Annotated in this window: 24 protein-coding genes; 13 read left to right on the top strand and 11 right to left on the bottom strand. The window is 69.7% G+C overall.

The window, feature by feature from the left end; genetic code table 11:
* Nucleotides 1–21 precede the first annotated feature (21 nt).
* Both dapC and fdxA read right to left on the bottom strand, forming a co-directional pair.
* Nucleotides 22–1,113, bottom strand: coding sequence for a succinyldiaminopimelate transaminase (gene dapC, locus AB0E90_RS11785; protein WP_360403334.1), 1,092 nt, complete (start codon nucleotides 1,111–1,113; stop codon nucleotides 22–24).
* The gene (gene fdxA, locus AB0E90_RS11780; RefSeq protein ID WP_360402927.1) at nucleotides 1,110–1,433 is read right to left on the bottom strand and encodes a ferredoxin; all 324 of its coding nucleotides are present in this window, start codon (nucleotides 1,431–1,433) and stop codon (nucleotides 1,110–1,112) included. The genes dapC and fdxA overlap by 4 nt, the downstream gene beginning before the upstream one ends.
* 82 nt (nucleotides 1,434–1,515) lie before the next feature.
* Between fdxA and AB0E90_RS11775 the strand changes: the two genes are divergently transcribed.
* The gene (locus AB0E90_RS11775; protein WP_360402925.1) at nucleotides 1,516–2,475 is read left to right on the top strand and encodes a GNAT family N-acetyltransferase; all 960 of its coding nucleotides are present in this window, start codon (nucleotides 1,516–1,518) and stop codon (nucleotides 2,473–2,475) included.
* On the opposite strand, the gene AB0E90_RS11770 is transcribed toward AB0E90_RS11775, so the two are convergent.
* The 3 genes from AB0E90_RS11770 to mshB form a co-directional block, all read right to left on the bottom strand.
* Nucleotides 2,472–2,942: a hypothetical protein gene (locus AB0E90_RS11770; RefSeq protein WP_360402923.1), complete on the bottom strand. Its 471-nt coding sequence runs from the start codon at nucleotides 2,940–2,942 to the stop codon at nucleotides 2,472–2,474. The genes AB0E90_RS11775 and AB0E90_RS11770 overlap by 4 nt on opposite strands.
* A gap of 168 nt (nucleotides 2,943–3,110) precedes the next feature.
* On the bottom strand, nucleotides 3,111–3,590 hold the full coding sequence (locus AB0E90_RS11765) for a hypothetical protein (protein ID WP_360402921.1): 480 nt from the start codon (nucleotides 3,588–3,590) through the stop codon (nucleotides 3,111–3,113).
* Nucleotides 3,587–4,474, bottom strand: coding sequence for an N-acetyl-1-D-myo-inositol-2-amino-2-deoxy-alpha-D-glucopyranoside deacetylase (mshB, locus tag AB0E90_RS11760; RefSeq protein ID WP_360402919.1), 888 nt, complete (start codon nucleotides 4,472–4,474; stop codon nucleotides 3,587–3,589). Before mshB ends, AB0E90_RS11765 begins: the two co-directional genes overlap by 4 nt.
* Before the next feature lie 93 nt (nucleotides 4,475–4,567).
* On the opposite strand from mshB, the gene AB0E90_RS11755 reads away from it, so the two are divergent.
* The 8 genes from AB0E90_RS11755 (at nucleotide 4,568) to AB0E90_RS11720 (ending at nucleotide 14,893) form a co-directional block, all read left to right on the top strand.
* Complete coding sequence (locus tag AB0E90_RS11755) at nucleotides 4,568–6,415, top strand: prolyl oligopeptidase family serine peptidase (protein WP_360402917.1); 1,848 nt, start codon at nucleotides 4,568–4,570, stop codon at nucleotides 6,413–6,415.
* Between the two features lie 68 nt (nucleotides 6,416–6,483).
* The gene (locus AB0E90_RS11750) at nucleotides 6,484–7,035 is read left to right on the top strand and encodes a Uma2 family endonuclease (RefSeq protein ID WP_360402915.1); all 552 of its coding nucleotides are present in this window, start codon (nucleotides 6,484–6,486) and stop codon (nucleotides 7,033–7,035) included.
* Between the two features lie 32 nt (nucleotides 7,036–7,067).
* Nucleotides 7,068–8,495 (top strand): TldD/PmbA family protein, encoded by a 1,428-nt coding sequence (locus AB0E90_RS11745; RefSeq protein WP_360402913.1) that lies wholly within the window; start codon nucleotides 7,068–7,070, stop codon nucleotides 8,493–8,495.
* Nucleotides 8,492–9,952, top strand: a complete 1,461-nt coding sequence (locus AB0E90_RS11740; RefSeq protein ID WP_360402911.1) for a metallopeptidase TldD-related protein — start codon at nucleotides 8,492–8,494, stop codon at nucleotides 9,950–9,952. The genes AB0E90_RS11745 and AB0E90_RS11740 overlap by 4 nt, the downstream gene beginning before the upstream one ends.
* 62 nt (nucleotides 9,953–10,014) lie before the next feature.
* The gene (locus AB0E90_RS11735) at nucleotides 10,015–10,953 is read left to right on the top strand and encodes a hypothetical protein (RefSeq protein ID WP_360402909.1); all 939 of its coding nucleotides are present in this window, start codon (nucleotides 10,015–10,017) and stop codon (nucleotides 10,951–10,953) included.
* A 192-nt stretch (nucleotides 10,954–11,145) separates the two neighbouring features.
* A complete protein-coding gene (locus AB0E90_RS11730; protein ID WP_360402907.1) occupies nucleotides 11,146–11,952 on the top strand; it encodes a hypothetical protein in 807 nt (268 codons plus the stop codon).
* An 11-nt stretch (nucleotides 11,953–11,963) separates the two neighbouring features.
* Nucleotides 11,964–13,883: a fumarate reductase/succinate dehydrogenase flavoprotein subunit gene (locus AB0E90_RS11725; protein WP_360402905.1), complete on the top strand. Its 1,920-nt coding sequence runs from the start codon at nucleotides 11,964–11,966 to the stop codon at nucleotides 13,881–13,883.
* Nucleotides 13,883–14,893, top strand: a complete 1,011-nt coding sequence (locus tag AB0E90_RS11720; RefSeq protein WP_360402903.1) for a succinate dehydrogenase/fumarate reductase iron-sulfur subunit — start codon at nucleotides 13,883–13,885, stop codon at nucleotides 14,891–14,893. The genes AB0E90_RS11725 and AB0E90_RS11720 overlap by 1 nt, the downstream gene beginning before the upstream one ends.
* Nucleotides 14,894–14,929: 36 nt before the next feature.
* Here the strand turns inward: AB0E90_RS11720 and AB0E90_RS11715 are convergent, their stop codons facing one another.
* Genes AB0E90_RS11715 through AB0E90_RS11700 form a run of 4 tightly spaced genes read right to left on the bottom strand, consistent with a single transcriptional unit; the run spans nucleotide 14,930 to nucleotide 17,612 of the window.
* Nucleotides 14,930–15,820 (bottom strand): MerR family transcriptional regulator, encoded by an 891-nt coding sequence (locus AB0E90_RS11715; protein ID WP_360402901.1) that lies wholly within the window; start codon nucleotides 15,818–15,820, stop codon nucleotides 14,930–14,932.
* 13 nt (nucleotides 15,821–15,833) lie between these two features.
* Nucleotides 15,834–16,061 carry a pyridoxine 5'-phosphate oxidase C-terminal domain-containing protein gene (locus AB0E90_RS11710; protein ID WP_360402899.1) on the bottom strand — a complete coding sequence of 76 codons (228 nt, stop codon included), beginning with the start codon at nucleotides 16,059–16,061 and terminating at the stop codon, nucleotides 15,834–15,836.
* Between the two features lie 15 nt (nucleotides 16,062–16,076).
* Nucleotides 16,077–16,841: a methyltransferase domain-containing protein gene (locus tag AB0E90_RS11705; RefSeq protein WP_360402897.1), complete on the bottom strand. Its 765-nt coding sequence runs from the start codon at nucleotides 16,839–16,841 to the stop codon at nucleotides 16,077–16,079.
* A 36-nt stretch (nucleotides 16,842–16,877) separates the two neighbouring features.
* Nucleotides 16,878–17,612: a TetR/AcrR family transcriptional regulator C-terminal domain-containing protein gene (locus AB0E90_RS11700; RefSeq protein WP_360402895.1), complete on the bottom strand. Its 735-nt coding sequence runs from the start codon at nucleotides 17,610–17,612 to the stop codon at nucleotides 16,878–16,880.
* A 113-nt stretch (nucleotides 17,613–17,725) separates the two neighbouring features.
* On the opposite strand from AB0E90_RS11700, the gene AB0E90_RS11695 reads away from it, so the two are divergent.
* Nucleotides 17,726–19,267, top strand: a complete 1,542-nt coding sequence (locus AB0E90_RS11695) for an MFS transporter (RefSeq protein WP_360402893.1) — start codon at nucleotides 17,726–17,728, stop codon at nucleotides 19,265–19,267.
* 41 nt (nucleotides 19,268–19,308) lie between these two features.
* On the opposite strand, the gene AB0E90_RS11690 is transcribed toward AB0E90_RS11695, so the two are convergent.
* Together AB0E90_RS11690 and AB0E90_RS11685 are read right to left on the bottom strand one after the other, a co-directional pair.
* Nucleotides 19,309–20,514 carry a PrsW family intramembrane metalloprotease gene (locus tag AB0E90_RS11690; protein WP_360402891.1) on the bottom strand — a complete coding sequence of 402 codons (1,206 nt, stop codon included), beginning with the start codon at nucleotides 20,512–20,514 and terminating at the stop codon, nucleotides 19,309–19,311.
* Nucleotides 20,511–21,029: a hypothetical protein gene (locus AB0E90_RS11685; RefSeq protein WP_360402889.1), complete on the bottom strand. Its 519-nt coding sequence runs from the start codon at nucleotides 21,027–21,029 to the stop codon at nucleotides 20,511–20,513. The genes AB0E90_RS11690 and AB0E90_RS11685 overlap by 4 nt, the downstream gene beginning before the upstream one ends.
* Before the next feature lie 283 nt (nucleotides 21,030–21,312).
* Between AB0E90_RS11685 and AB0E90_RS11680 the strand changes: the two genes are divergently transcribed.
* From AB0E90_RS11680 to AB0E90_RS11670, 3 genes are all read left to right on the top strand, one after another.
* Nucleotides 21,313–21,948, top strand: coding sequence for an alpha-ketoglutarate-dependent dioxygenase AlkB (locus AB0E90_RS11680; protein ID WP_360402887.1), 636 nt, complete (start codon nucleotides 21,313–21,315; stop codon nucleotides 21,946–21,948).
* A 185-nt stretch (nucleotides 21,949–22,133) separates the two neighbouring features.
* The gene (locus tag AB0E90_RS11675) at nucleotides 22,134–22,841 is read left to right on the top strand and encodes an ABC transporter ATP-binding protein (RefSeq protein WP_360402885.1); all 708 of its coding nucleotides are present in this window, start codon (nucleotides 22,134–22,136) and stop codon (nucleotides 22,839–22,841) included.
* A gap of 83 nt (nucleotides 22,842–22,924) precedes the next feature.
* Entirely contained in the window at nucleotides 22,925–23,623 is a 699-nt protein-coding gene (locus AB0E90_RS11670) for an ABC transporter ATP-binding protein (protein WP_360402883.1), read from the top strand.
* The last annotated feature ends 10 nt before the right edge of the window (nucleotides 23,624–23,633 follow it).

Below are 23,633 nucleotides of genomic sequence, written 5' to 3'. Positions count from 1 at the left end.
TCACTGCGGGTTGATCGACCGTCAGGTCAGGCGGCCCACCGCCGCGGCGACGCGCTCATCGGTGGCGGTCAGCGCGATGCGCACGTGCTGCTTGGCGGACGGGCCGTAAAAGGCGCCGGGAGCGGCCAGGATGCCCCGCTCGGCGAGCCAGTCCACGGTCTGCCAGCACTCCTCGCCGCGGCTCGCCCACAGATAGAGACCGGCTTCCGAGTGGGTGATCTCGAAGCCCGCCTTGGTGAGCGCGGTGCGCAGCGTGTCGCGGCGGGCGGCGTACCGCTCGCGCTGCTCGTCGACGTGGGTCTCGTCACCGAGCGCCGCAACCATCGCCGCCTGCACCGGGGCCGGGACGATCATGCCGGCGTGCTTGCGGACGGCGAGCAGGCCGGCGATCAGCGCCGGGTCGCCGCCGAGGAAACCGGCGCGGTAACCGGCCAGGTTGGAGCGCTTGGACAGCGAGTGCACCGCGAGCACGCCGGTGTAGTCGCCGCCGGTCACCGCGTCGTCGAGCACCGACACCGGCTTGGTCTCCCAGCCCAGTGACAGGTAACACTCGTCGCTCGCCACCACGGCGCCCCGCTCGCGGCCCCAGTCGACCACCTTGCGCAGGTGCTCGGGCGGCAGCACCCGGCCGGTCGGGTTGGACGGCGAGTTGACCCAGACCAGCTTGACCCGCGAGGTGGGGCCGACCGCGGTGAGCGAGTCGGAGCGCACCACAGTCGCGCCGGCCAGCAGCGCGCCCACCTCGTAGGTCGGGTAGCAGACCGACGGGATCACCACGACGTCGCCGGGGCCCACGCCGAGAAGCGTGGGCAGCCAGGCGACCAGCTCTTTGGACCCGATGGTGGGCAGCACACCGAGCTCACCGGAGGCGCCGCCGGTGCGGGCCAGCCAGCCCGCGATCGCGGCGCGCAGCGCCGGGGTGCCCGCGGTCTGCGGGTAGCCCGGCGCGTCCGACGCGTCGGCGAGCGCACGGCGGATCAGCTCGGGCACCGGGTCGACCGGAGTGCCGACCGAGAGGTCGACGATCCCGTCCGGGTGCGCCGCGGCCTTGGCCTTCGCCGGCTCCAAGAGGTCCCAGGGGAAATCCGGCAGGGCCGACGCGAGAGCGCTCAGTGCTCGCCCCGGGGCGGCTGCTGCAGCACGAACGAGGCGTCCTTGTCGACCTTGCCGAGCTTGGCGGCGCCACCGGGCGAACCGAGATCCTCGAAGAACTCGTAGTTCGCGTTGGTGTAGTCCTTCCACTGCTCCGGGACGTCATCCTCGTAGAAGATCGCCTCGACCGGGCAGACCGGCTCACAGGCTCCGCAGTCGACGCACTCATCGGGGTGGATGTAGAGCATCCGGTTGCCCTCGTAGATGCAGTCGACCGGGCATTCGTCGATGCATGCCTTGTCGAGCACATCGACGCACGGCTCAGCGATGATGTAGGTCACGGGTCTTTCCCTCCAAAGCCACGCCGCGGGATCCGCCGGCGACAGTTGCAGAGCCTAGTATCTCCGCCGAAGGAGGTGACACGTGCTCCGTCGGCAGGATGTGGGACACCGAGTGGTGGTGCGCCGAATTGTAGGCGTTTCCCAGGAGCGAACACTGTATTCAGATGCCCTCGGAGAGCTCGTGGCCCTCACTGAGACCGATCTCACCATCGCCACCGAGAAGGGCACACTCCGGGTCCCCCTGCACGAGGTGCACCGCGCCAAGCGGGTCCCACCCGCGCGCCGCCCACCGGCCGCCGATGTGATCGCGCTGGAGCTCGCGGCCAACGAGGCCTGGCCCGCCCCCATCCAGTCCCACCTGGGCAGTTGGATCCTGCGGGCGGCCGGCAACTGGACCGGCCGGGCCAACTCGGCGCTGGCCGTCGGCGACCCCGACCGCACCCTCGAGGCGGCGATCGACGGCGTCGTGGAGTGGTACGCGGCACATGGGCAGCGACCGCTGATCAACGCGCCGATGCCGCTCGCCGCGCCGGTCAACGCGGCCCTGGACGCACGCGGCTGGACCGCCCGCCCGCTCACCCTGGTGCAGACGGCCACGATCGCGCCACTTTTTGTCACGATCCCCGGCCGCACCGACCTGCCGCCGGTTGAGATGGCCGACACACCCGGCGACGACTGGTACGCGATGGTGGCCGAGCACAAAGGCACCCTGCCGCCGACCGCGACGCGCATCCTCACCGGCGTGCCCGAGGTGGTCTTCGCGCACGTCCGCGACACCGACGGCAGCCTGCTCGCGGTGGGCCGAGGCGCAGTCACCGGTCCCGGGCGCTGGCTCGGCGTCTCGCTGCTGCAGACCGCGCCGGCCGCGCGCCGGCGCGGCATCGCGCAGCAGGTGATGCGCGGCCTCGCGCAGTGGGCGACGCAGCGCGGCAGCACCCGCGCCTACCTCCAGGTGGAGGAGCGCAACACCGCCGCGGTCGCCCTTTACGGCCGGATCGGCTTCAGCACGCACCACACCTACCTGACGCGGGAAGCCCCTTAACGGCGGACGACTTTGCGCGGCTTGGACTTGCTGCGCTCCGCAAACGCCTTCAGGGCACGTGACCGGTAGTCGCGGCCGAGCAGCACGGCGAGCCAGTAGCCGAGCAGGGTGCCGACGATCGCGAAGCCGGCATAGAGCCAGATCTGGGCGAAGAAGTCGCCGGCGCCGTCCTTGAACGGCTCGCCGCCGCTGATGAACGGTCCGACCAGGACGGTCAGCAGCAGGGCGGCGATCGCGCCGACCACCAGGTCGGGCAGCAGCCAATCGCTGGGCCGTTTGCGCTGGCAGGCCAGGAACGTCCAGACCGCCATTGTCAGGCCGATCACCGCGAACATGATGATCGACGCGCGGCCCGAGGCCGCATCGTTGCCGTCGAATCCCAGGCGGATGATCAGACGGGCCACCACGTTGATCGCGAACAACCCGACCGCCAGCGCCAAAGGCGGGAACCAGCGCCGCTGCCTCATGTGTCCTCCCTGGGACAAGTCACCCACGCGGCCGCGCCGAAGGCCGCGCACCGCAGACGAATCGTGGCTGCGGATCGTAACGCCGTGGGCACTCCCGGCGCGCGATCCGCTGGCCATCTTTGCGGATTACGCGCCACACACCCCTGGGTGAAGCCTGGGAGTCTGCTGTTAGTTACGGGGGACGATGCCCTTCAAGATCATTCGGTACGAGTAGACCGCGAACGTGAGACTGCCCACCAGGATCATCACCAGGGCGATCCAGTTCTCCCCGCCGAGCAGGTAATCGCCCTCGTGGGTGCGCGTGCCCGCGGCGAACAGCATCATCAGCGTCCAGAGCGCCCACGGCGGGCCGAGCGCCCAGCGCTTGCCGGTGGTGCTCACCGCGAACCAGGCGAGGCCGTAATTGGCCGCCCCGGCGAGCACGATGGCCACGCCGATGAGCGGGCCGGAGCCGGAGCCGATCGCGTCACCCCGCCAGATCGTGAGCACATCGCCGGCCCGCAGCGTGGTCAGCAGGATCTCGAGCACGCCGGTGACGAACGTGGCCACGATCGAGACCACCACGCCGCCGGTCACAATCACCGGCTCCCAGCTGCGCTTCGCCTTGGGCTCGGTCTCCTCGGCTATCGCGGCCTCCGTCGGCGTCATATCGCGGCCGGCTCGTCGGTCTCGACGCCACTGAACAGGTCGCTCTCCCAGCGTTGCGGGCCCTCGCCCGGACCGCGCTCACCCTTGGCGAGCAGGAAGTATTCCACCCCCATGAACTCGCCGCCGAAGTCGCCGGCAATCCCGTACAGCCAGGAGTTGTCCGGGATCTGGGTGGCATGCGCCCGCATCGCGGCGACCTTCTGGTCGTAGTGGTCGGTGCCGTCCATCCGGGCCGCGATCTCCTCATCGGTGTGCCCGAACGGCAGGTCCTCGACCTTCTCCACGTCGGCGAACGGGTTGTCGTCCAGCTCGCGGAACGCCTCCATGCCCTCGCGCAGCACGCTCAGCGGCATGGCCGTCCAGTAGATCTTTTCCGGGCCGTCGGCGCCGGCCAGCTCGGCCGCCCGCATCGCCACCCGATGCGCCTGGATGTGGTCGGGGTGGCCGTAGAAACCGTTCGCGTCATAAGTGATCATGACCTGCGGCTGGATCTCCTTGATGACCTCCAGCAGCAGCCCCGCCGCCTCATCGAGGTCGGCCTGCCAGAACGCCCGTGGGTGCTCGTTGGTCGCCAGGCCCATCATGCCGGAGTCGCGGTAACGGCCCGGGCCGCCGAGGAACCGGTGGTCGGCGACCCCGAGCGCGGCACAGGCCCGGGACAGCTCGACCAGGCGGTAACCGCCCAGCTGGTCGGCCTGCTTCGCCTCGAGCTGGGCCAGCTCCGGCACGTGGATCTCACCCTCCTCGCCGAGAGTGCAGGTCACGAGCGTCACGTGGGCGCCGGCGGCCGCGTAGTGGGCCATGGTCGCGCCGGTGCCGGTGACCTCGTCGTCGGGATGGGCGTGCACCAGCAGCAGGCGGCGCGCGGGCAGGGCGTCAGTCACGGCGCCACTTTACGCGGCGGCGAGGCGAGCGATCCTGCGCCGGGCTGCGAGTTTGCACGGCGGAACCGGGGCTTGATCAGCGATGCTGGACCTGTGGACTTCCCCGGACTCGCCGGTCGCACCGGTCACTTCAGCTACGGCGCTCCGCGTGACGTGAAGATCGGCGGCGACGGCGCCCGGGTGGCATTCCTGCGCTCGGCCGGGCCCGAGGACCCGAACGCCGCGCTCTGGGTGCTCAATGTGGCGACGGCCGCGGAGACGCTGGTGGCCGACGGCCCGATCGAGGCGTACGCCGTCGACCGGGACGCCCGCGTCGCCGCCTTCACCCGCGACCGGCGGCTCTTCCGCGCCGATCTCGTCGGCGGCGAGGTCACCGAGGTGCACACCGACGAACCGGTCCAGGATCCGCGGCCCGACCCGCTCGGCTCCGCCATCGGCTACGTGACGCCGGGCCCCTCCGCATCCCTGCGGGTCGTCGGCGGGGCCGGTGACCGGCTGCTGGCCGGCGAACCGGGCAACGCCTGGCGCGAGCACGGCGGCCTGACCTCCTGGGGCGTGCCCGACCCGGCCGCCGTCCAGTTCGGCCGGCGGCGCGGCTGGTGGTGGTCGCCCGACGGCCGCCAGATCCTGGCCGCCCGCACCGCCGGCGCGACCAGCCTGCACCTGCTCGACCTCGACGAGGGCTGGGTGGACGTGCACTGGGACCGGGAGACCTATCCCTATGTGATCAACGTGCGCTGGGCCGAGGGCGGCGGCCCGCTGATCACCGTGCTGCGCCGGATGCAGCAGCACGGACTCGTCCTGGCCATCGACCCCCGCACCGGCGAGACCCAGGTACACGCGGAGCTGGCCGACGCCCGCTGGGTCGAGCCGGTGGACGGCACCCCGCGGCACCTGCCGGACGGCCGGGTGCTGGTCGGCGGCGAGCTCGCGCACGACGGCTTCGACGCCCGCTGCCTGTTCGCCGACGGCAGCCTGCTCACCCCGCCCGGCCTCTATGTGCGGCGGGTGGTCGGCACGCTGCCGCGGGTGGGCGCCCCGACCGGCGCGCCCGATCTCGTGGTCGAGGGCACCGACGGGGAACCCGCGGCCCAGTCGATCTTCCGCGTGCGTACCTCACTCGGCGGCGGCGGAGCGGAAGCCCGCAAGATCAGCTTGACCCCCGGCTGGCATCGGGCCGTCGCCGGCGGCGACGTGCTCGTCCTCGACGACACCGTGTGGCGGGGCGACGTTCGCGTCGCCACCCTCGGCAACGTCGCGGCGCCGCTGCCCTACCAGACCCATCCGGTCCTGGAACGCGTCACCGACCGGCGGCTTCCCGCCGCCGTGCTCTACCCGGCCGGCTTCGTCGGCGGGACGAAAATCCCGGTGCTGGTCACGCTGGGCGACGGGCCCGGGCATCAGCAGGTGACTTCGGACCAGGCGGCGTGGCAGGAACGGCAGTGGTGGGCAAACGCCGGCTTCGCCGTCGTCAGTGTCGACAGCAGGGGTACGCCGGGGGTGGCGCCCAGCTTCGAGAAGGTGGTGCACCGCCGCCTCGGGGATATCGCGCTCACCGACCAGGTCGACGCGTTGCACCAACTGCTCGGCAAGCATCCCGACCTCGACCTGACCTCGGTGTCGGTGCGCGGCACCGGCCTCGGCGGGTGGCTGGCGGCGCTGGCCGTGCTGCGCCGGCCGGAGGTCTTCCACCGGGCGGTCGCGCGCCGGCCGGTCACCGACTGGACCGAGCTGCCGGCCCCGTTCGCGGAGCGCTATCTGGGCGACCGGCTGGATGCCGCCGACGTCTACGCCCACCACAACCTGCTCGAGGCCGCCGCCCAGTCGGACCACAGCCGCCCCCTGCTGCTGATCGGCGCCTCAATCCCGGGTTACGACTCGGTTACTTCGGCCACACTCGACGAGGAGCTAGCGTTTCTGCAAGGAGATATCGGAAGGTAGTCACTAGGAGAGTTGTCATGAGACTAGTTCCTGTGGGAGAATTCGACTTCAACCACCAGGGAGACGCCATGACCGCAGCCATCCTCAGCGACGGGAGGCCGATCAGCGAGGAGGACTTCCTCGCCATGGGTGAGACACCCGATCGCCTCGAGCTGTTCGACGGAAGTCTCTTCATGACACCGAACCCCACGACCACCCATCAGCATCTTCTCGGCGAGCTTTATGCAGAACTTCGTCTTCCGGCCCGCGCCGCCGGTTTGCACGTGCTACTAGCACCGAATGTCCGGCTCCAACCGAATCGCATACCGATCCCCGATCTCGTAATTACTACGGATATGGGACGCAAATTGGTTCTCGAGGCCCGGACCGTGCTGCTGGTCTGCGAGGTCACTTCACCATCGAACGCCACCACGGACAAAGTTTTCAAGATGCACTACTACGCCGCAGCTGGCATCCCGTGGTATCTGCTGATCGATCAGAAGACGACGGCAATGCACCTCTACCGGCTAGCCAACGGCACCTATGTGGAGCATTCGACCGCTCGGAAGGGCGAAGTTCTCCGGCTCAGCGAACCGGTCGTCGCTGTCCTCGACCCGAAGGAGTTGGCTCTGCCGGACTGAGATTTGTCGTACCGGTCCCCTAGGGTCGGTGCATGAGCCACTTCGATGAGGCGTACTCGGCGGTGCAGGCCGCACTCGACGCCGGGGCGCGTTATGCCGACGCGCGGATCATGCTGCGTCGCACCGAATCGATGAGCGCCCGCAACGGGGATGTCGAGGATCTCAGTTCCGACGAGAGTGCCGGCCTCGGTGTCCGGGCGCTGGTCGGGTCGAGCTGGGGCTTCTATGCGGTGCCCGACCTGTCCGACTCGGCCGCCCGGGCCGCCGGGCGGCGGGCCGCGCAGATCGCGGCGGCCAGCGCCACCGTGCCGGGCCCGCCGATCGACCTGGTGCCGGCCGGCGCGGGCGCGGGCAGCTGGGCCAGTGACTGCCGTATCGACCCGCTGGGGGTGCCGCTCGCCGACAAGGGCGACCTGATGGTGCGGGCCACCGCCGCCGCCAAGGAGGCGGGCGCCGACCAGGCCGAGGCCCACTACGGGATCTGGGACACCCGCAAGTGGTTCGTCTCCAGTGACGGCCACCGCATCGACCAGCACATCCGCGAGTGCGGCGGCGGCGTGACCGCCAGCGTTCTCGGCGACGGCGAGGTGCAGCGCCGCTCTTATGGTCAGCAATACGGCACACGCGGCTGGGAGCTGATCGACGAGCTCGACCTGGTGGGCAACGCGCCGCGAATCGCCGAGGAGGCACGCGCGCTGGTGACCGCGCCGCTCTGCCCGTCCGGCGAGACCAACCTGATTCTCGGCGCCGACCAGTTGGCGCTGCAGATCCACGAGTCGGTCGGACACGCCATCGAGCTCGACCGCATCCTCGGCTGGGAGGCCGCGTTCGCCGGCACCAGCTGGCTCGACCTGGAAAAACTCGGCTCGCTGCGATACGGCTCCGAGCTGATGAACATCACCATCGACCCGACCATCCCGGGCGCGCTGGGCAGCTTCGGCTACGACGACGAGGGCACCCCGGCCACCAAGCGCGACGCGGTCCGCGACGGCATCTGGGTTGGCGTGCTCGCCGGGCGCGACTCGGCCGCGGTCGCCGGCCTCGATTACGGCGGCAGTGTCCGCTCCGACGGCTGGGCGCGGCTGCCGATGGTCCGGATGACCAACGTGGGTCTCGAAGCCGGGCCACACACCCTCGACGAGATCATCGCGGCCACCGACGACGGCATCTACATGGAAACCAACCGGTCCTGGTCGATCGACGACCGGCGGCTCAACTTCCAGTTCGGCTGCGAGATCGGTTACGAGATCAAGAACGGCAAACGCGGCCGCATGCTGCGCAACCCGACCTACACCGGCATCGGCCCGAAGTTCTGGCAGTCGATGGACATGCTCTCGTCCGAGATCGTGCCCTGGGGCATCCCGAACTGCGGCAAGGGTCAGCCCGGCCAGGTCGGGCACACCGCGCATTCGGCGGCGCCGGCTCGCTTCACCAACGTACGCATGGGGGTCCGCGGATGAGCATCGACATCGCCCGCACGGGCGCCGAACTCGAACTGGCCGCCCGGGTGCTCGAGCTGGTCCGCGCGGCCGCCGGCCCGGCCGCCGAGGCCGAGGTCATGGTGCAGCACGACGCCGAGGCACTGACCCGGTTCGCCAACTCGGCCATCCACCAAAATGTGGCCGAGGCAACCACATCGGTGCGGCTGCGGCTGCACCTCAACGGCCGCACGGCCGGCGCCTCCACCACGCTGACCACCCCCGACGGGCTGACGACACTGGTCGACCGCACGATCCGGGCGGTCCAGGTCAGCCCGGCCGATGCGACCTGGCCCGGCCTGACCCCGCCGACGCCCCTGCACCACTCGGCGGGTTACCACGGCTCCGGCGAGCGCTCCGGGCTCGACTTCGGCTTCGACGAGGCGACCGCGCGGGCCGACCCGGCCGAGCGGGCGGCCCGGGTGCGCGACTTCGTCCGCGCCGCCGGCGGCCTCGAGACGGCCGGCTTCTGCCGCACGGTCTACTGCTCGGCCGCGTTCGCCAACAGCGCCGGTCAGTCCGTCGAGGGCCGCACGGCGGAGGCCGCGATGGACGGCATCGCCCGGCTCAACGGCTCCGACGGGGTGGCCCGGCTGGCCGCCGGCCGGCTCGCCGACCTGGACGGATCGGTGCTGGGCGCCCGGGCCGCGGCCAAGGCGCGGGCCGGTGAGCGCCCGGTCGAGCTGCCGCCCGGCCGCTACGAGGTGGTGCTCGAGCCGGAGGCGGTCGCCGACATCCTGGCCAACTTCTCGTACTTCGGGTTCAACGGCAAGACGTTCGCCCAGCAGCAGTCCTTCGCCGAGCTGGGAGCCGAGCAGTTCGACCCGTCGGTGACCATCGTGGACGATCCGCTCGGCAGCCGCGGCGAGCCCGCACCGGGCCTGCCGTTCGACGTCGAGGGCACGCCGCGGGAGTCGCTGGTGCTGGTCCGCGACGGGGTGACCAAGGCGGTGGCACACGACCGGCGGTCGGCGGCCGAGGTGGGCACCGAGTCGACCGGGCACGGCTCCGGGGCCTCCCGCACGTGGGGCCCGATGCCCACCCATCTGCGTCTGGAGGCGGCGCCGGCCGCGACCGAGCCGGTGCTGTCCGCCGACCCGGGCGGCCCGACCGCCGAGACGGCCCGGCCGCTGGTGGCGCGGATGGAGCGCGGTCTGCTCATCACCGACTTTTGGTACACCCGCGTTCTCGACCAGAAGAGCCTGGTCATCACCGGCCTGACCCGCAACGGCGTGTGGCTGGTGGAGGACGGCGAGGTGACCGCGGCGGTGAGCAACATGCGGTTCACCCAGTCCTACCCGCAGGCGCTGGGCATCGGGGCGGTGCGCGGCATCGGCAGCGAGACGGTCCTGCTGCCGGACAGCTATTCCGGCGTCCGATTCGCGGCGCCGGCGCTGCACCTGGCCAGCTGGAACCTGACCGGCAACGCCTCCGGTTGACCGGCGCGCCGGGAGCCCGCGCGGGGCTCCCGGCGCATTGACCGGCGTGCTTCACTGGGCCGGTGAGCGATACCCCTCGCGAGCCGGATCCCGACGACGCCCCGACCAGCCGTTTCCCGACCACGGAGCCGGAGTCGGGCGAGCGGGCCGCTGCGGCCGGCGAGGCCGGGCCGCCGGCAACCGACGCGTCCGCAGCCGAACCGGCGTCGTCCGCAGCCGAACCGGCGTCGTCCGCAGCCGAACCGGCGTTGGGAACTTCGGCGCGGGCGGGCGACGCGGACGACTGGGTCGGGCCGGCCGGGCGGCGGTCACCGGGCCGGGCGCGGCGCCGGGCTGCGGAAGGCGGGACCGGCGGGGCAGTGACGGCAGGGGCGGAGGCCGAGGCCGGGCTGGGCGGGACGCCCTCGAACGAATCTTTGCCCGACCAGGGCGATGGTGGCTCGGGCACGCGACGGCGGCGGATCCGGCTTGGGCCGGTCGCGGACGGGCCGCTCGACGAGCGGCAGCGGCGCCGACGGCGCTGGTTCCTGATCGGGATCGCGGTGGCCGCCGCCATCGTCGTGGTGGCGCTGTGTGCGGGGGCGCTCTCCATCGTCTCGGCGGTCGACGGGGCCCGGGACCGGGCCGCGGACGCGCGCGAGGCGCGGGCGCTGCGGGAGACCGACTGCCTCGACCTGGAGCGGCGGCTCAACCGGCTGATCCCGCCCGGCGCGACCAGCGGGCCGGCGGCGCGGGCCACCGCGATCCGCGACGAGAACGCGGCACTTCGCCTTTATCTCGACCAATTGGACAGTCAGCGGGACCAGGACGCGTGGCGGCAGCTGCTGGACGCGCGCTCGGTGTTCGCGGACGCGCTGGATCGGCAGGCTAAATCCCGTACACCCGCTTTCTATGTCGCTCCGCGGACCTCCGACGGCCTTGCCGTGACCGACCAGCTCGCCCGATGGTTGCCGGCGCCGTGCGCCGGATCGGTCCGCCGGTTGGCCGCGCCGGAGCTCTGACCGCAAGATCCACTACCCTCTTTGCGCAGGTCGACGTGAGCGGGGCTCAATTTTGTGACCTATACAACCTCCCTGATCCGCAAACTGTCTGACCCCCGGCGTAACGTGTGCCACACATCACGGACGCATGGCGGCTGGAGGGCTTTGCCCGTTAACAGCCGGGTCATATGACAGGCACGTCAGGGAGATCGAATGACGACGACGGCAACGACGCCGGGGGCTGGTCGCGCACGCGCAGCGATCGCGGCGAAGACGTTGCGTACCGACCGATGGTGGTTCCCCCCACTCGTCACCTTCGTTGGTTTAGCGGCTTGGGTCACCTATGCGACCGTCCGCGTCTTCATGCACAAGTGGTATTACGTCGAGGATTTCCACTACCTCACGCCGTTCTACTCACCGTGCATCACCGACAGGTGTGTGGAGGGGGCGGCCGAGTTCGGCACGCCGCTGCCCAAGTTCTGGCTGATCCCCGAGGCGGCGTTCACTCTGCCGTTTCTGCTGCTCTTCCGCCTGACTTGCTATTACTACCGCAAGGCCTATTACCGGGCCTTCTGGCTGTCGCCGCCGGCCTGCGCCGTGCCCGACGCGCACCAGAAATACAGCGGTGAGACCCGTTTCCCGCTGATCTTCCAGAACATCCACCGGTACGCGTTCTACGCCGCCGGGATCATCTCGCTGATCAACACGTGGGACGCGATCCGGGCGTTCCACAGCCCGAGCGGGTTCGGCTTCGGTCTCGGCAACATCGTGCTGCTCGGCAACGTCGTGATGCTCTGGGCCTACACGCTGTCCTGCCACTCCTGCCGGCACATCGTCGGCGGCCGGCTCAAGCATTTCTCCAAGCACCCGCTGCGCTATCGGTTCTGGGTCCTCGTGTCCAAGCTGAACGCCCGGCACATGATGCTGGCCTGGATCACGCTGGGCACGCTCGCGTTCACCGACTTCTACGTCATGGCGCTCGAGGCCGGCTGGTTCTCCGACCTGCGGTTCGTGGGCTGAGGAGCGAGACGATGACAACCCGAATCGAACGACACCACTATGACGTCGTCGTGATCGGCGCCGGCGGCGCCGGCCTCCGCGCGGCGATCGAGGCCCGGCTCGCCGGCAAGCGCACGGCAATCATCTCGAAGTCGCTGTTCGGCAAGGCGCACACGGTGATGGCCGAGGGCGGCGCGGCGGCTGCCATGGGCAACGTGAACTCCAAAGACAACTGGATGGTGCACTTCCGCGACACCATGCGCGGCGGCAAGTTCCTGAACAACTTCCGGATGGCCGAGCTGCACGCCAAGGAGGCGCCGGAGCGGATCTGGGAGCTGGAGACCTACGGTGCGCTGTTCGACCGCACCAAGGACGGCAAGATCTCGCAGCGCAACTTCGGCGGCCACGAGTACCCGCGTCTCGCCCACGTCGGCGACCGCACCGGCCTCGAGCTGATCCGCACCCTGCAGCAGAAGATCGTCTCGTTGCAGCAGGAAGACTTCGCGGCCACCGGCAGCTACGACTCGAAGATCAAGGTCTTCGCCGAGACCACGATCACCGAGCTGCTGCTCGACGGCGACCAGGTGGCCGGCGCGTTCGGCTACTACCGCGAGTCCGGCGAGTTCCTGCTGCTCGAGGCGCCGGCCGTGGTGCTCGCGACCGGCGGCGTCGGCCGCAGTTACAAGGTCACGTCGAACAGCTGGGAATACACCGGCGACGGCCACGCGCTTGCCCTCCGGGCCGGCGCCACGCTGATCAACATGGAGTTCCTCCAGTTCCACCCGACCGGCATGGTCTGGCCGCCCAGCGTCAAGGGCATCCTGGTCACCGAGTCGGTCCGGGGCGACGGCGGAGTGCTGCGCAATTCCGACGGCAAGCGGTTCATGTTCAACTACGTCCCCGACGTGTTCCGCAAGCAGTACGCGGACACCGAGGAGGAAGCCGACCGGTGGTACACGGATCCGGAAAACAACCGCCGCCCGCCCGAGCTGCTCCCCCGCGATGAGGTCGCCCGCGCGATCAACAACGAGGTCAAGGAGGGGCGCGGCACCCCGGCCGGCGGCGTTTATCTCGACGTCTCCACCCGGATGCCGGCCGAGGTGATCACCAAGCGCCTGCCGTCGATGTACCACCAGTTCAAGGAGCTGGCCGACGTCGACATCACGAAGCAGGCGATGGAGGTCGGCCCGACCTGTCACTACGTGATGGGTGGCGTCGAGGTCGACCCCGACTCGGCGGCCGCGTCCGGCACGGTGACCGGCCTGTTCGCGGCGGGCGAGGTGTCCGGCGGCATGCACGGCTCCAACCGGCTCGGCGGCAACTCGCTGTCCGACCTGCTGGTCTTCGGCAAGCGGGCGGGCGAGCACGCGTCGGCCTATGTGGACGCGCTGGCCAAGCGGCCCAAGGTCGCCACCGCCGACGTCGAGGCCGCGCTGGATGTGGCGCTCGCGCCGCTCAACCGGCAGAGCGGGGAAAACCCGTACACGTTGCAGCAGGACCTGCAGGCGGTGATGGGCGACCTGGTCGGCATCATCCGCCGGGCCGGCGAGCTGACCGACGCGCTCAAGCGGCTGCAGGAGCTCAAGCTGCGGGTGGCGAACGTCGGCGCCGCCGGCGGCCGGCGCTACAACCCGGGCTGGCACCTCGCGATCGACCTGCGCAACATGCTGGTCGTCTCGGAGTGCACGGCCAAGGCAGCGCTGGAGCGGGAGGAGTCGCGCGGCGGTCACACCCGGGAGGACTTCCCCGGGATGAACCCGCAGTGGCGGAAGGTCAACCTGGTCTGCTCGCTCGACGACTCCGGCGACGTGCACCTGGAGCGCAAGCCGCTGCCGAAGATGCGCGGCGAGCTGATCTCCCTGTTCGACCGCGTCGAGCTGTCGAAATACATGACCGACGATGAGATGACCGATTTCGACGCGCTGGCCGAGACCAGCAAGGAGGCGAAGTAATGGGCACCGAGCGCCACTTCCGCGTCTGGCGCGGCGACGAGTCGGGCGGCGACATCCAGGACTACGACGTCGAGGTCAACGAGGGCGAGGTCGTGCTCGACATCATCCATCGGCTGCAGGCCACCCAGACGCCCGACCTGGCCTGTCGTTGGAACTGCAAGGCCGGCAAGTGCGGCTCCTGCTCGATGGAGATCAACGGCAAGCCGAAACTGGGCTGCATGACCCGGATGTCCACCTTCGAGGAGGACGAGACCGTCACGATCACGCCGCTGCGGGCCTTCCCGGTCATCCGCGACCTGGTCACCGACGTCTCCTTCAACTACGAGAAGGCGCGCGAGACCCCCGCGTTCGCGCCGCCGGCCGGGGTGGCCCCGGGCGAATACCGCATGCAGCAGGTCGATGTGGAGCGCTCGCAGGAGTTCCGCAAGTGCATCGAGTGTTTCCTCTGCCAGGACACCTGCCACGTGGTCCGCGACCACGAAGAGAACAAGACGGCCTTCTCCGGGCCGCGCTTCTTCATCCGGGCGGCCGAGCTCGACATGCACCCGCTCGACGCGCTCGAGGACCGCAAGGAGTATGCACAGGCCAAGCAGGGTCTGGGGTATTGCAACATCACCAAGTGCTGCACCGAGGTCTGCCCCGAGCACATCAAGATCACTGACAACGCGATCATCCCGATGAAGGAGCGCGTCGTCGACCGCCGCTACGACCCGCTGGTCTGGCTGGGTCGCAAGATCTTCCGGCGCGACGAGCTGGAGGAGCCGGTGCACGCGGCGGTGCACGCGGCGGCGCCCGCGGCGACCGCGAGTTCGGCCCCGTCCGTGCACACCCAGGGCACGCCGTTCACCAGCGCTCGCCGGGCCGAAGCTGCGGCGGTCCGCGACGACGGCAGGATGGACGTCGCCGAGCTGGCCCTCCCGCAGCAGGGCGGCCCGTCGCCGTTCGGCGACGACCAGGAGTTCCCGCTCCCGCCCGGCCAGCTCAACTACGACCCGCCGGCCAAGGACTGATCACCTCGGGTGGGTCGCCGGCTTCGGCGGCCCACCTCACCGGATCTTGGCGAGCCACTGCAACACCTCGAGGGCGTGCATGGCGGGCACCGCGATCGGGTGGAAGACGTGTTCGATCACGTCATCGCGGATGACCAGCGTCAACCTCCGGTAGAGCACCATGCCGCCGGCCCCGAAGGTGGGCAGGCCGAGCGCGGCCGCCAGGGCCATCCGCGGGTCGGGCAGCAACGGGTACGGCAGACGCAACCGGTGCACGAGTTCCCGCTGATAGCCGGTGGACTGGGCGGACAGACCATAGACGCGGGCGGCGCCGGCTCCCTTCAACTCCGAGTGCTGGTCGCGGAACCACGACGCCTGCTCGGTCGAGCCGCGCGTGCCGGGAATCTCCAGCAGGCTGCCGGGCAGATCGACACCGGGCCGCCCGGTGAGCGGATAGACGAAGACGATGCTGCGCCCCGGGCCGAGAGCGGCGAGGTCGACCCGGTTTCCGTCGGTGGCGAAGAAATCCAGGCTCGGCATCCGTACGCCAATCAGCTCGGCCGGGTCGGCACTGCCTCGCCCACCGGCCGGTGGGCGCACCCGGCCGGCCGCGGCGTCAAGGCGTTCGTGCAGGTTGTCGCGCTGCGCGGTGAGCCGGCCGATCCGTTCCTGCAGTCCGTCGATCGCGCTGCGGTAGGTGGCGACCGCGGCCGGGCACACATCCGCGTCCCGCCCCTCGGCCAGGCTCTCGACGAACGGCCGGGTCTCCTCGACGCTGAGGCCGAGCGCGGTCAGTTCCCGAATCTGCTGCACCAGGCGGACGGCGATCGGCGCGTACTCCCGGTAGCCGTTGCCGAGCCGCTCCGGCACGACGAGGCCCGCCTGCTCGTAATAACGCAGCGCCCGGATCGTCGTGCCGGTGCGCCGGGCCAGCTCCCCCACCCGCATGCAGTGCTCCTCGTCATGGCCACAACAAATTCCTGCTCCAACCTCCGCCGCCCCGTGTGTAGCGGAGCCGTACATGCAGGCGGTCAGGGTCGCCCCCAGCCCGCGGACCCGGACCTGCCGGCCCAACTGCGGCCAGTAGAAAGTGAGCGCGGCCGCGTCGATCGCACCCTTGCCGGCCGGGCCGGGCCGCGGCGGCCTGCGGGTCGACGGCGGCAACTGCCCGGCAAAACCGGCAGACCACGCAGGAGGGTACGGGTCATGACCGGCCCACCAGCAGGCGCAGCGAACCGAGGAATTCGGGCTGGGCGCGCAGATGCCCGTACACCTGATCCCACTTGCCGGAGGCCAGGTCGGCCCGCAGCCGCTCGACGGCCCGGACGGTCGCCTCGGCGTCGACGAAACCCCACGCCGACTGGGCGGCGCGCACCCGCTCGTCGAGGAAGGCATCGGGGCGGGCGTAAAAGGCCTCGGTGAAGCCGTCGACGCAGTCGACCGGAATCGGCACCTCGATGACCTCGGTGTCGGGGCCGATCGATTCCGTTATCGCCGAGATCTTCGGATAGCGTCGGCGTTCCGCGCTGATCAGCTCGGGCACATAGTCCGCCAGCCAGAGTCGCTCCAACTCGTCGCCGTCGAAGGTGAGCACGACGACTGGGCCACGCGCCACCCGGCGCATCTCCGCCAGGCCGCGGGCGGGGTCGAGCCACTGGTGCACGGTCACGGTCGCCATCACCGCGTCGAACGCGCTGTCGTCGAACGGCAATCGCTCGGCGGTGGCGTCGAGCGCGGGCGCGGCGTCGGCCGGGCGCTGGGCGCGCATGGCGGCGGACGGTTCGACGGCCAGGACATAGCGGTCGGCCGGCTCGTAGGACCCGGCACCGGCACCGACATTCAGGACCGTCCGGGCATCGCCCAGCGCTTCGTGGATGCGGGCGGCGATGCGCGGGTCGGGACGTCGGCGGCGTGCGTATCCCTGGCCGTGCCTGTCGTAGTCGAAGTCACCGGCGAGCGTCTGCGTCATGGTTCGAGAAGCTAAACCCATACCCTCGGGGTCGGGTCAAGCTGGTTTTCCGGCCGTCTTCCAGGCTTCCAGTCCGTCGAGCAATCTTTCGAGGCCGAAGGCGAAGGCGTCGTTCCACATCCGCTCCGGGTCGTCGATGACCACATTCTCCTTGCGCCACTGGTCATATTGCGGGTGGTCGGCGGCGATCTTGTCGATCAGCGGCTCCAGCTGCTCGGCCATCTTCGTGACCGGCATGCCGGATCGCTTGGTGGCCATCACGAGTGCGGCCTGCGTGGTGGCCGAACCGAGCGCGTGCGCGTTGATCATCGAGCTGACGTGCGACACCTCCAGCCCACTGAAGCCGGCGCCGGTGAGCAACGCCAGGCTCCGCTCACCCATGCGCATCGCGTTGGGCCCGAGGGTGGGCTTGGTGCCGAGCAGGCTGATCACCCACGAGTGGCGCAGCAGAGCGGTGCGCATGCCGTTGGCCATCACGGACAGGGCCATCCGCCAGTGGGTGTCGCCGGGCTCGGGAATGTAGATCTCGCCCAGGACCTGGTCGACGACCAGCTCGAGCAGGTCGTCCTTGTTCGCCACGTGCCAGTAGAGCGAAGTAGCGCCAGCGCCGAGGCTGGTGCCGAGGCGTCGCATGCTCAGGCCCGCCAGGCCCTCGGCGTCGAGCAGCTCCAGCGCGGCCCGGACGATCTGGTCGCGGTCAAGTGTGGGCTGACCTGCCCGCTTGCGCGACGGTGGGCGCAGCCACACCGAGTCGAAAAAGAACTCCGCCATAGGGTCAGTCTATCGAGGGTCGAACAACGTGCGACTTCGATGGTACGGTGTGCGAGTCACTCGAACAGCGTGCGATGCTTCGCTCTAGAGGCAACATCTTCAAGGGGTTGGCAATGGTTGATCGCAATCCGCGCCGATGGTTGATCCTCGGCGTGCTCTGCCTGAGCCTGTTGGTCGTCGTGATCGACAACATGGTTCTGAACATCGCCATCCCGGCGCTCATCCGCGACCTGGGCGCCAGCTCGTCCGACATCCAGTGGATCATCGACTCGTACATCCTGGTGTTCGCCGGCCTGCTGCTGACCTCCGGCAGCCTCTCCGATCGGCACGGCCGGCGCCGCGGTCTGGTCATCGGCCTGGTCATCTTCGGCGGCGCGTCGATCCTGGCCACCCTCTGCCGGACGCCGGGCCAGCTGATCGCGGTTCGCGGCCTGATGGGCGTCGGCGCCGCGTTCCTCATGCCCGGCACACTCTCGATCCTCACCACCGTCTTCGACGACGAGGAGCGCAAGAAGGCCATCGCCATCTGGACGTCGGTGCTGCTGCTCGGCGCACTGGGTGGCCCGACCGCCGGCGGCCTGCTGCTGGAGCACTTCTGGTGGGGCTCGGTCTTCCTGATGAACATCCCGGTCGCCGCGCTGGGCGTCGTGGCGGCGCTGGCGATCATCCCGGAGTCGCGCGGCCCGGCGAGCCGGCCCGACCTGATCGGCGCGCTGCTCTCGATGGTCGGCACGACAGCGCTGGTCTGGGGCGTCATCAACTCGGCCCAGGAGGGCTGGTCCTCCGCGCAGACCGTGGGCGGGTTCGTCATCGCCGCGATCGGGCTGATCGCGTTCGCCCTCTGGGAGCGGCGGGTTGCCGAGCCGATGCTGCCGCTGAGCCTGTTCCGCAATCGCAACTTCGCCGGCGCCAGCCTCTCGCTCGTGCTGTTGTCCTTCTCGGCCGGTGGCATGCTGCTCGCCCTCACGCAATATCTGCAGTTCGTCCTGGGGTTCACCCCGGCGAAAGCCGGCCTGGCGTTCATTCCGATGATCGTCACCACGATGATCTGCAACGGCGTCGGCGTGGTCGTCGACAAGAAGTTCGGCGCCCGCGCCGCACTAGCGGCCGGGCTGCTGCTCATGGCGGCCGGTTTCGGAGTGATCGCCTCGCTCCAGCCGGACGACAGCTTCCTGCGCCTGGCCATCGCGATGGTGGTCATGGGCGCAGGCAGCGGTGTCGCCAGTCCGGCCGCGGTCGGCACCCTGCTCGGCGCGCTGCCGAAGGAGCGGGCCGGGGTCGGCTCGGCGGTTAACGACACCGTGCAGCAGGTCGGCGCGGCGTTGAGCGTGGCAGTGCTCGGCAGCGTGCTGGCGACCGCCTACCGGGCGTCGATGCCGTCCGGCGTGGTCGAGCAGGCGCGTGCGTCGATCGGCGACGCCCTGCAGATCGCGGCGCAGACCGGCGACGCGGCCCTCGCCCAACTCGCCAAGAACGCCTTTGTGGACGCCCTGTCGTTCACCGCCATGGTCGGCGTGGTGGGCGGAATCGCGGCGGCCATCGTCGCAGTGTCCGTCCTGCGGCCACAGCCACCCGCCCCCGCTGACATCGAGCCGGCCGATGAGCCCGCGGTCACGATCTGCGGCCCGGAGACCGCGGGCAGCCCAGCCCTCTGAAGGAGGACTGGGGGCTCTTCAGGGGGCACCAACTTCCTTGGTCAGCTTCCTGCGCTGTCCGGGGCCGGCTCCGGTTTCGTGGCGGGGTGGCCGGCCACGATGGTGTCGTATCGGTCGCGCAGGATGCGAACTTCGAGGGCGTCCTGGTCTGCGCGGGGGCCGGGTCCGGTCTCGCCGTAGTGCATGACGAGGCGTAGTTGTTTGCGTTGCAACTCGCGGTAGAGCCGTGCCGCCTTTCGCCCGTGCTGTTTGCGGGCCTGGCGGCGGAGCTCACGGCGGTAGTGCAGCGACGCGAGGGCGCGCTGCTCGTCAACGCTGATCAGGTCGTGCCCGACGTAGTGGTCGGCGATCGCGACGAGGTTCCCGGCTTCCTCGCGACCGGCCAGCCACCACAGCAGAGCGCCGAGCAGCACCAGCGGCACACCGCGCATCGGAATGGTGAAGATGTTGGTCGGCGCCAGGATCGGCGAGTTCCAGAAGAAGTGGAACGCCCAGGCCAGCACGAAGCTGCCGACGGCGACGCCCAGGCGCAGCCCGAACGGCTTGCGCGGGCGGGAAACGAAGTAGCCGACGCCGAACGCGGCGATCGAGGTGAACATCGCGTGGCTCCAGATCCCGGACAGCACGCCGCGGACCAGCAGCATCTGCCAGACCGGGCCGATCTGGTCCGGGCCCGGGTAGGCCAGTCCGACATTCAGGGTGTAGCTGAAGTCCTCGATGACCTGGAAACCCAGACCGACCAGAGCGCCGACGCTGACCACCGACAGGATGGTGCGGAACTGGGTGCGTGCGATCAGGATCAGCAGAATCACACCGAGGATCTTGAGGGTCTCCTCGGTGCTCGGACCGACGATCGCCGCACCCCACTTCTCGGAGAAAGTGGGACTGACGGTCTTGGCCAGCACGGAGATGAACGCGGTGTTGGTCGGGGCCGCCAGGTAGATGGCGCCGAAGCCGCCCCAGGCGAACGCCAGCACGAACCCCAGCGGCGGATGCTGAGCGAACAGATCCAGCCGCTGATGGAAGAACCACAACGGGATGATCGTGTAGAGAGCCCAGACGATCACACCGAGGAACACCGTCGTGGGCACCACCCGCGAACCGTTGTAGATCAGTGTGGCGACGGTGAACACTCCGTTGACCAGCAACACCATGAGCAGCCAGAACGCGAACCGTCGCGGCTGGAAGAACCCGTCCACCCCGACCGGGCCGCGCACCCGCTCCGAAGCGGTGTCGATCGTGCTCATGCCTGCTCCGTCCGGATGCTGTCGACCATGTCCTGGAAATCGGGCAGCGCGGAAGTGAACGACGAACTCAGAGCACGTCCGACCACGAGCACGGCCCGACCGGTCTGTTGATCGACGGAGATCCACATGCGGCCCTGGTTGCCCTGGTTGACGAAGCTGAACGTGACCCCGCGCAGCCCGCCGGACGCGTCGAACGTCGCGTCGTCACTCAGGAACCGGGCTTCGGTGAACGCGTCACTGGTCTTCTTCTGCCGGGACACTTCCTGCGCCAGAGTCCCCGCCCACGGTGACACCCGGATCAAGAACGTGGCCCCGCCGCCAGCCAGCGTCGTCGACGCGGTCGAGCCGTCCGAGCTGGAATCGGTGACGTCGATGTACCAGCCGTCCTGCGGCACGAAACTCACCGCCGGGCCGACCTGCAGCACCGAACCGGCCGTAACCGGCCGCACGTCGGGCGCGATCTCGTTGTCCGCGACGATCCACACCGACACATACGCGACGATGATCGCCAACACGATCAGACCACCAGGCCACGTCCGGTACGGCTCCCGCCGCGGAAGTTCAGGCAGCACCGCTGCCGCCTGTTCATGCCGTCCTACCGCCATCACGCCCGCGCCTACGGCCCACCCGGCCGTGTTGATCTTCAGGAATCCGGCCCCCATCGTGCATAGATCAACACTCTGAGGCAGTGATCTCGGACTCACTGTAAGCAGAACCGCGGCCCGCACCGCCATCGCGGCACAACACCGAGCGCTCACGGAAACCCACGCAATAGCACGGATGTACTAACATGGCGAAGTGACCAGCAACTACCAGCCGTCAATGCTCGATCTCGTGGCCGGGCCGACGCCCGCGCTGGAGCCGCTTGCGGGTCGGCTCGTCCGGCATCGGCTGACCGCCGGGGCCTGGGTCGACGTGCTGCCCGGCTGGATGCAGGGCTCCGACGAGGTCTTCGAGACGCTGCTCGGCATCGACTGGCGTGCGGACCGACGCCAGATGTATGACAACGTCGTCGACGTCCCGCGGCTGCTGCGCTGGTTCGGCGGCGACGAGCAGCTGCCGCACCCCACGCTGACCGCGGCGAAAGCCGCGCTCTCCGCCCATTACGCCGACGAGCTGGGCGAGGAGTTCGTCACCGCCGGCATGTGCCTCTACCGCGACGGCCGCGACAGCGTCGCCTGGCATGGCGACACGCTCGGGCGCTCGGCCCGCCACGACACCATGGTCGCCATTCTGTCGCTGGGCTCCCCGCGGCAGCTCTCCTTGCGCCCGCGCGCGGGCGGCCACGACACACTGCGTTTCCCCTTGGGCCACGGCGACCTGATCGTGATGGGCGGCTCCTGCCAGCGCACCTGGGAGCACGCCATCCTCAAGACCGCGAAACCGGTGGGCCCACGCATCAGCGTCCAGTTCCGCCCGATCAACGTGGCCTGAAAGCGAAGAGACCACCCCCTGGCGGCGCCTTGCGCCAGGGGCGTTTTGGGCTGCCTGTCGGGCGGAGTTACGGACTAGTAACGATGAGGTTGACTCGGCGGCCTGGAAAGTTACACTCCCAGTGTAAATAGTTGACCTTCATTCCCTCCACTCAGGACGTCCACCGGTCCGATCATGAGGTGACCATGTCAACGCCCGCTGAGCAGGGCCTTTCCCTTCATCACATAACGGTTCGCTTCGGTGGGCTGGTTGCTCTCGACGATGTCTCGCTGCGCGTGCCGCCAGGGCGTGTCGTCGGAGTGATCGGGCCCAACGGCGCCGGCAAGACGACGCTCTTCAATGTGATCTGCGGGTTCGCCGCGCCGCAGAGTGGGGCGATCACGCTGGACGGCAAACCGTTCAAACCGCGACCGCATCACCTCAGCCGGCACGGCATCGCGCGCACGCTGCAAGGGGTCGGCCAGTTCGACGGCATGACCGTGCTGGACAACATTCTTGTCGGGATTCGCGACCACCGACCGACGTCGGAGGAGGCTCACGAGGCCTTGGATCGATGCGGGGTCGGTGAGTTCGCGAACGCGTACCCGGCATCGCTTCCCTATGCGACGCGCAAGCGGGTCGAGCTGGCCCGGGCCCTCGCCTCGCGGCCCCGCATTCTGATGCTGGACGAGCCGGCGGGCGGGCTCGACGGCGAAGAGATCGACTGGCTGGCCGAGCTGATCCGCACGATCGAGACGACCGTGCTGCTGGTCGAGCACCACATGGACCTGGTCATGTCGGTCTGCGACGAGATCCTGGTGCTCGATTTCGGCAAACCGATCGCCCTCGGCTCTCCGGGTGAGATCCGCGGCAACGAGAAGGTCACCGAGGCCTACCTGGGAACGGCCGCATGAGCGGCAGCGACGGCCACGCAAACGCGACAAACAACCGCCATCCGAGCACGACCGGGAGCGACCGGCCGAGCGCGACTGGCGACGTGCTTCTCGCGGTTGACGGGCTCACGGCGGGATACGGGGCGGCGCCGGTGCTTCATGAGGTGAGCTTTTCGGTGCGGAGCAAGGAGATCGTCGCGGTGCTGGGGGCCAACGGCGCCGGCAAGACGACGCTGTTGCGGACGCTCTGCGGGCAGCTCAAGAGCCAGCAGGGGCAGGTCGTGTTCGACGGGGTCGACCTGCGTGGGGTCAAGGTCGAGCGGATGGTGCGGCACGGGATCGCGCATGTCCCGGAGGGGCGCGGCGTGGTCACGGAGCTGACCGTCGACGAAAACCTGCAGCTCGGCGGGTTGTGGCGGAAGCAGAAGCCGGCGCTGGACGGGATCTACGACCTGTTCCCGGCGCTGGCGCAGCGGCGGCGGCATCTCGGTCACCAACTGTCCGGCGGGGAGCGGCAGATGCTGGCGATCGGGCGTGCGCTGGCCGCCGAGCCGCGGCTGCTGTTACTTGACGAGCCGTCGCTGGGGCTCGCTCCGAAGATCACCGCCCAGATCATGGGGCTGCTGCGTGACCTGCGGGATCGCACCGGTCTGGCCGTGTTGCTGGTCGAGCAGAACGTGCGCAGCGCGCTCTCGGTGGCGGACGTCGGCCTGGTCCTGTCGCTGGGCCGGGTCGTCACCCGCAACAACGCGGCGGCGCTGGCCGGCGACGCCGACCTCCGGCACGCCTACCTCGGGTTCTGAGGGGAGAAGA

Origin of the sequence: Actinoplanes sp. NPDC026619 (genome assembly GCF_040638295.1) — a bacterium.
Taxonomy (GTDB): Bacteria; Actinomycetota; Actinomycetes; order Mycobacteriales; family Micromonosporaceae; genus Actinoplanes.
This window is presented reverse-complemented; position numbering and strand designations above follow the sequence as displayed.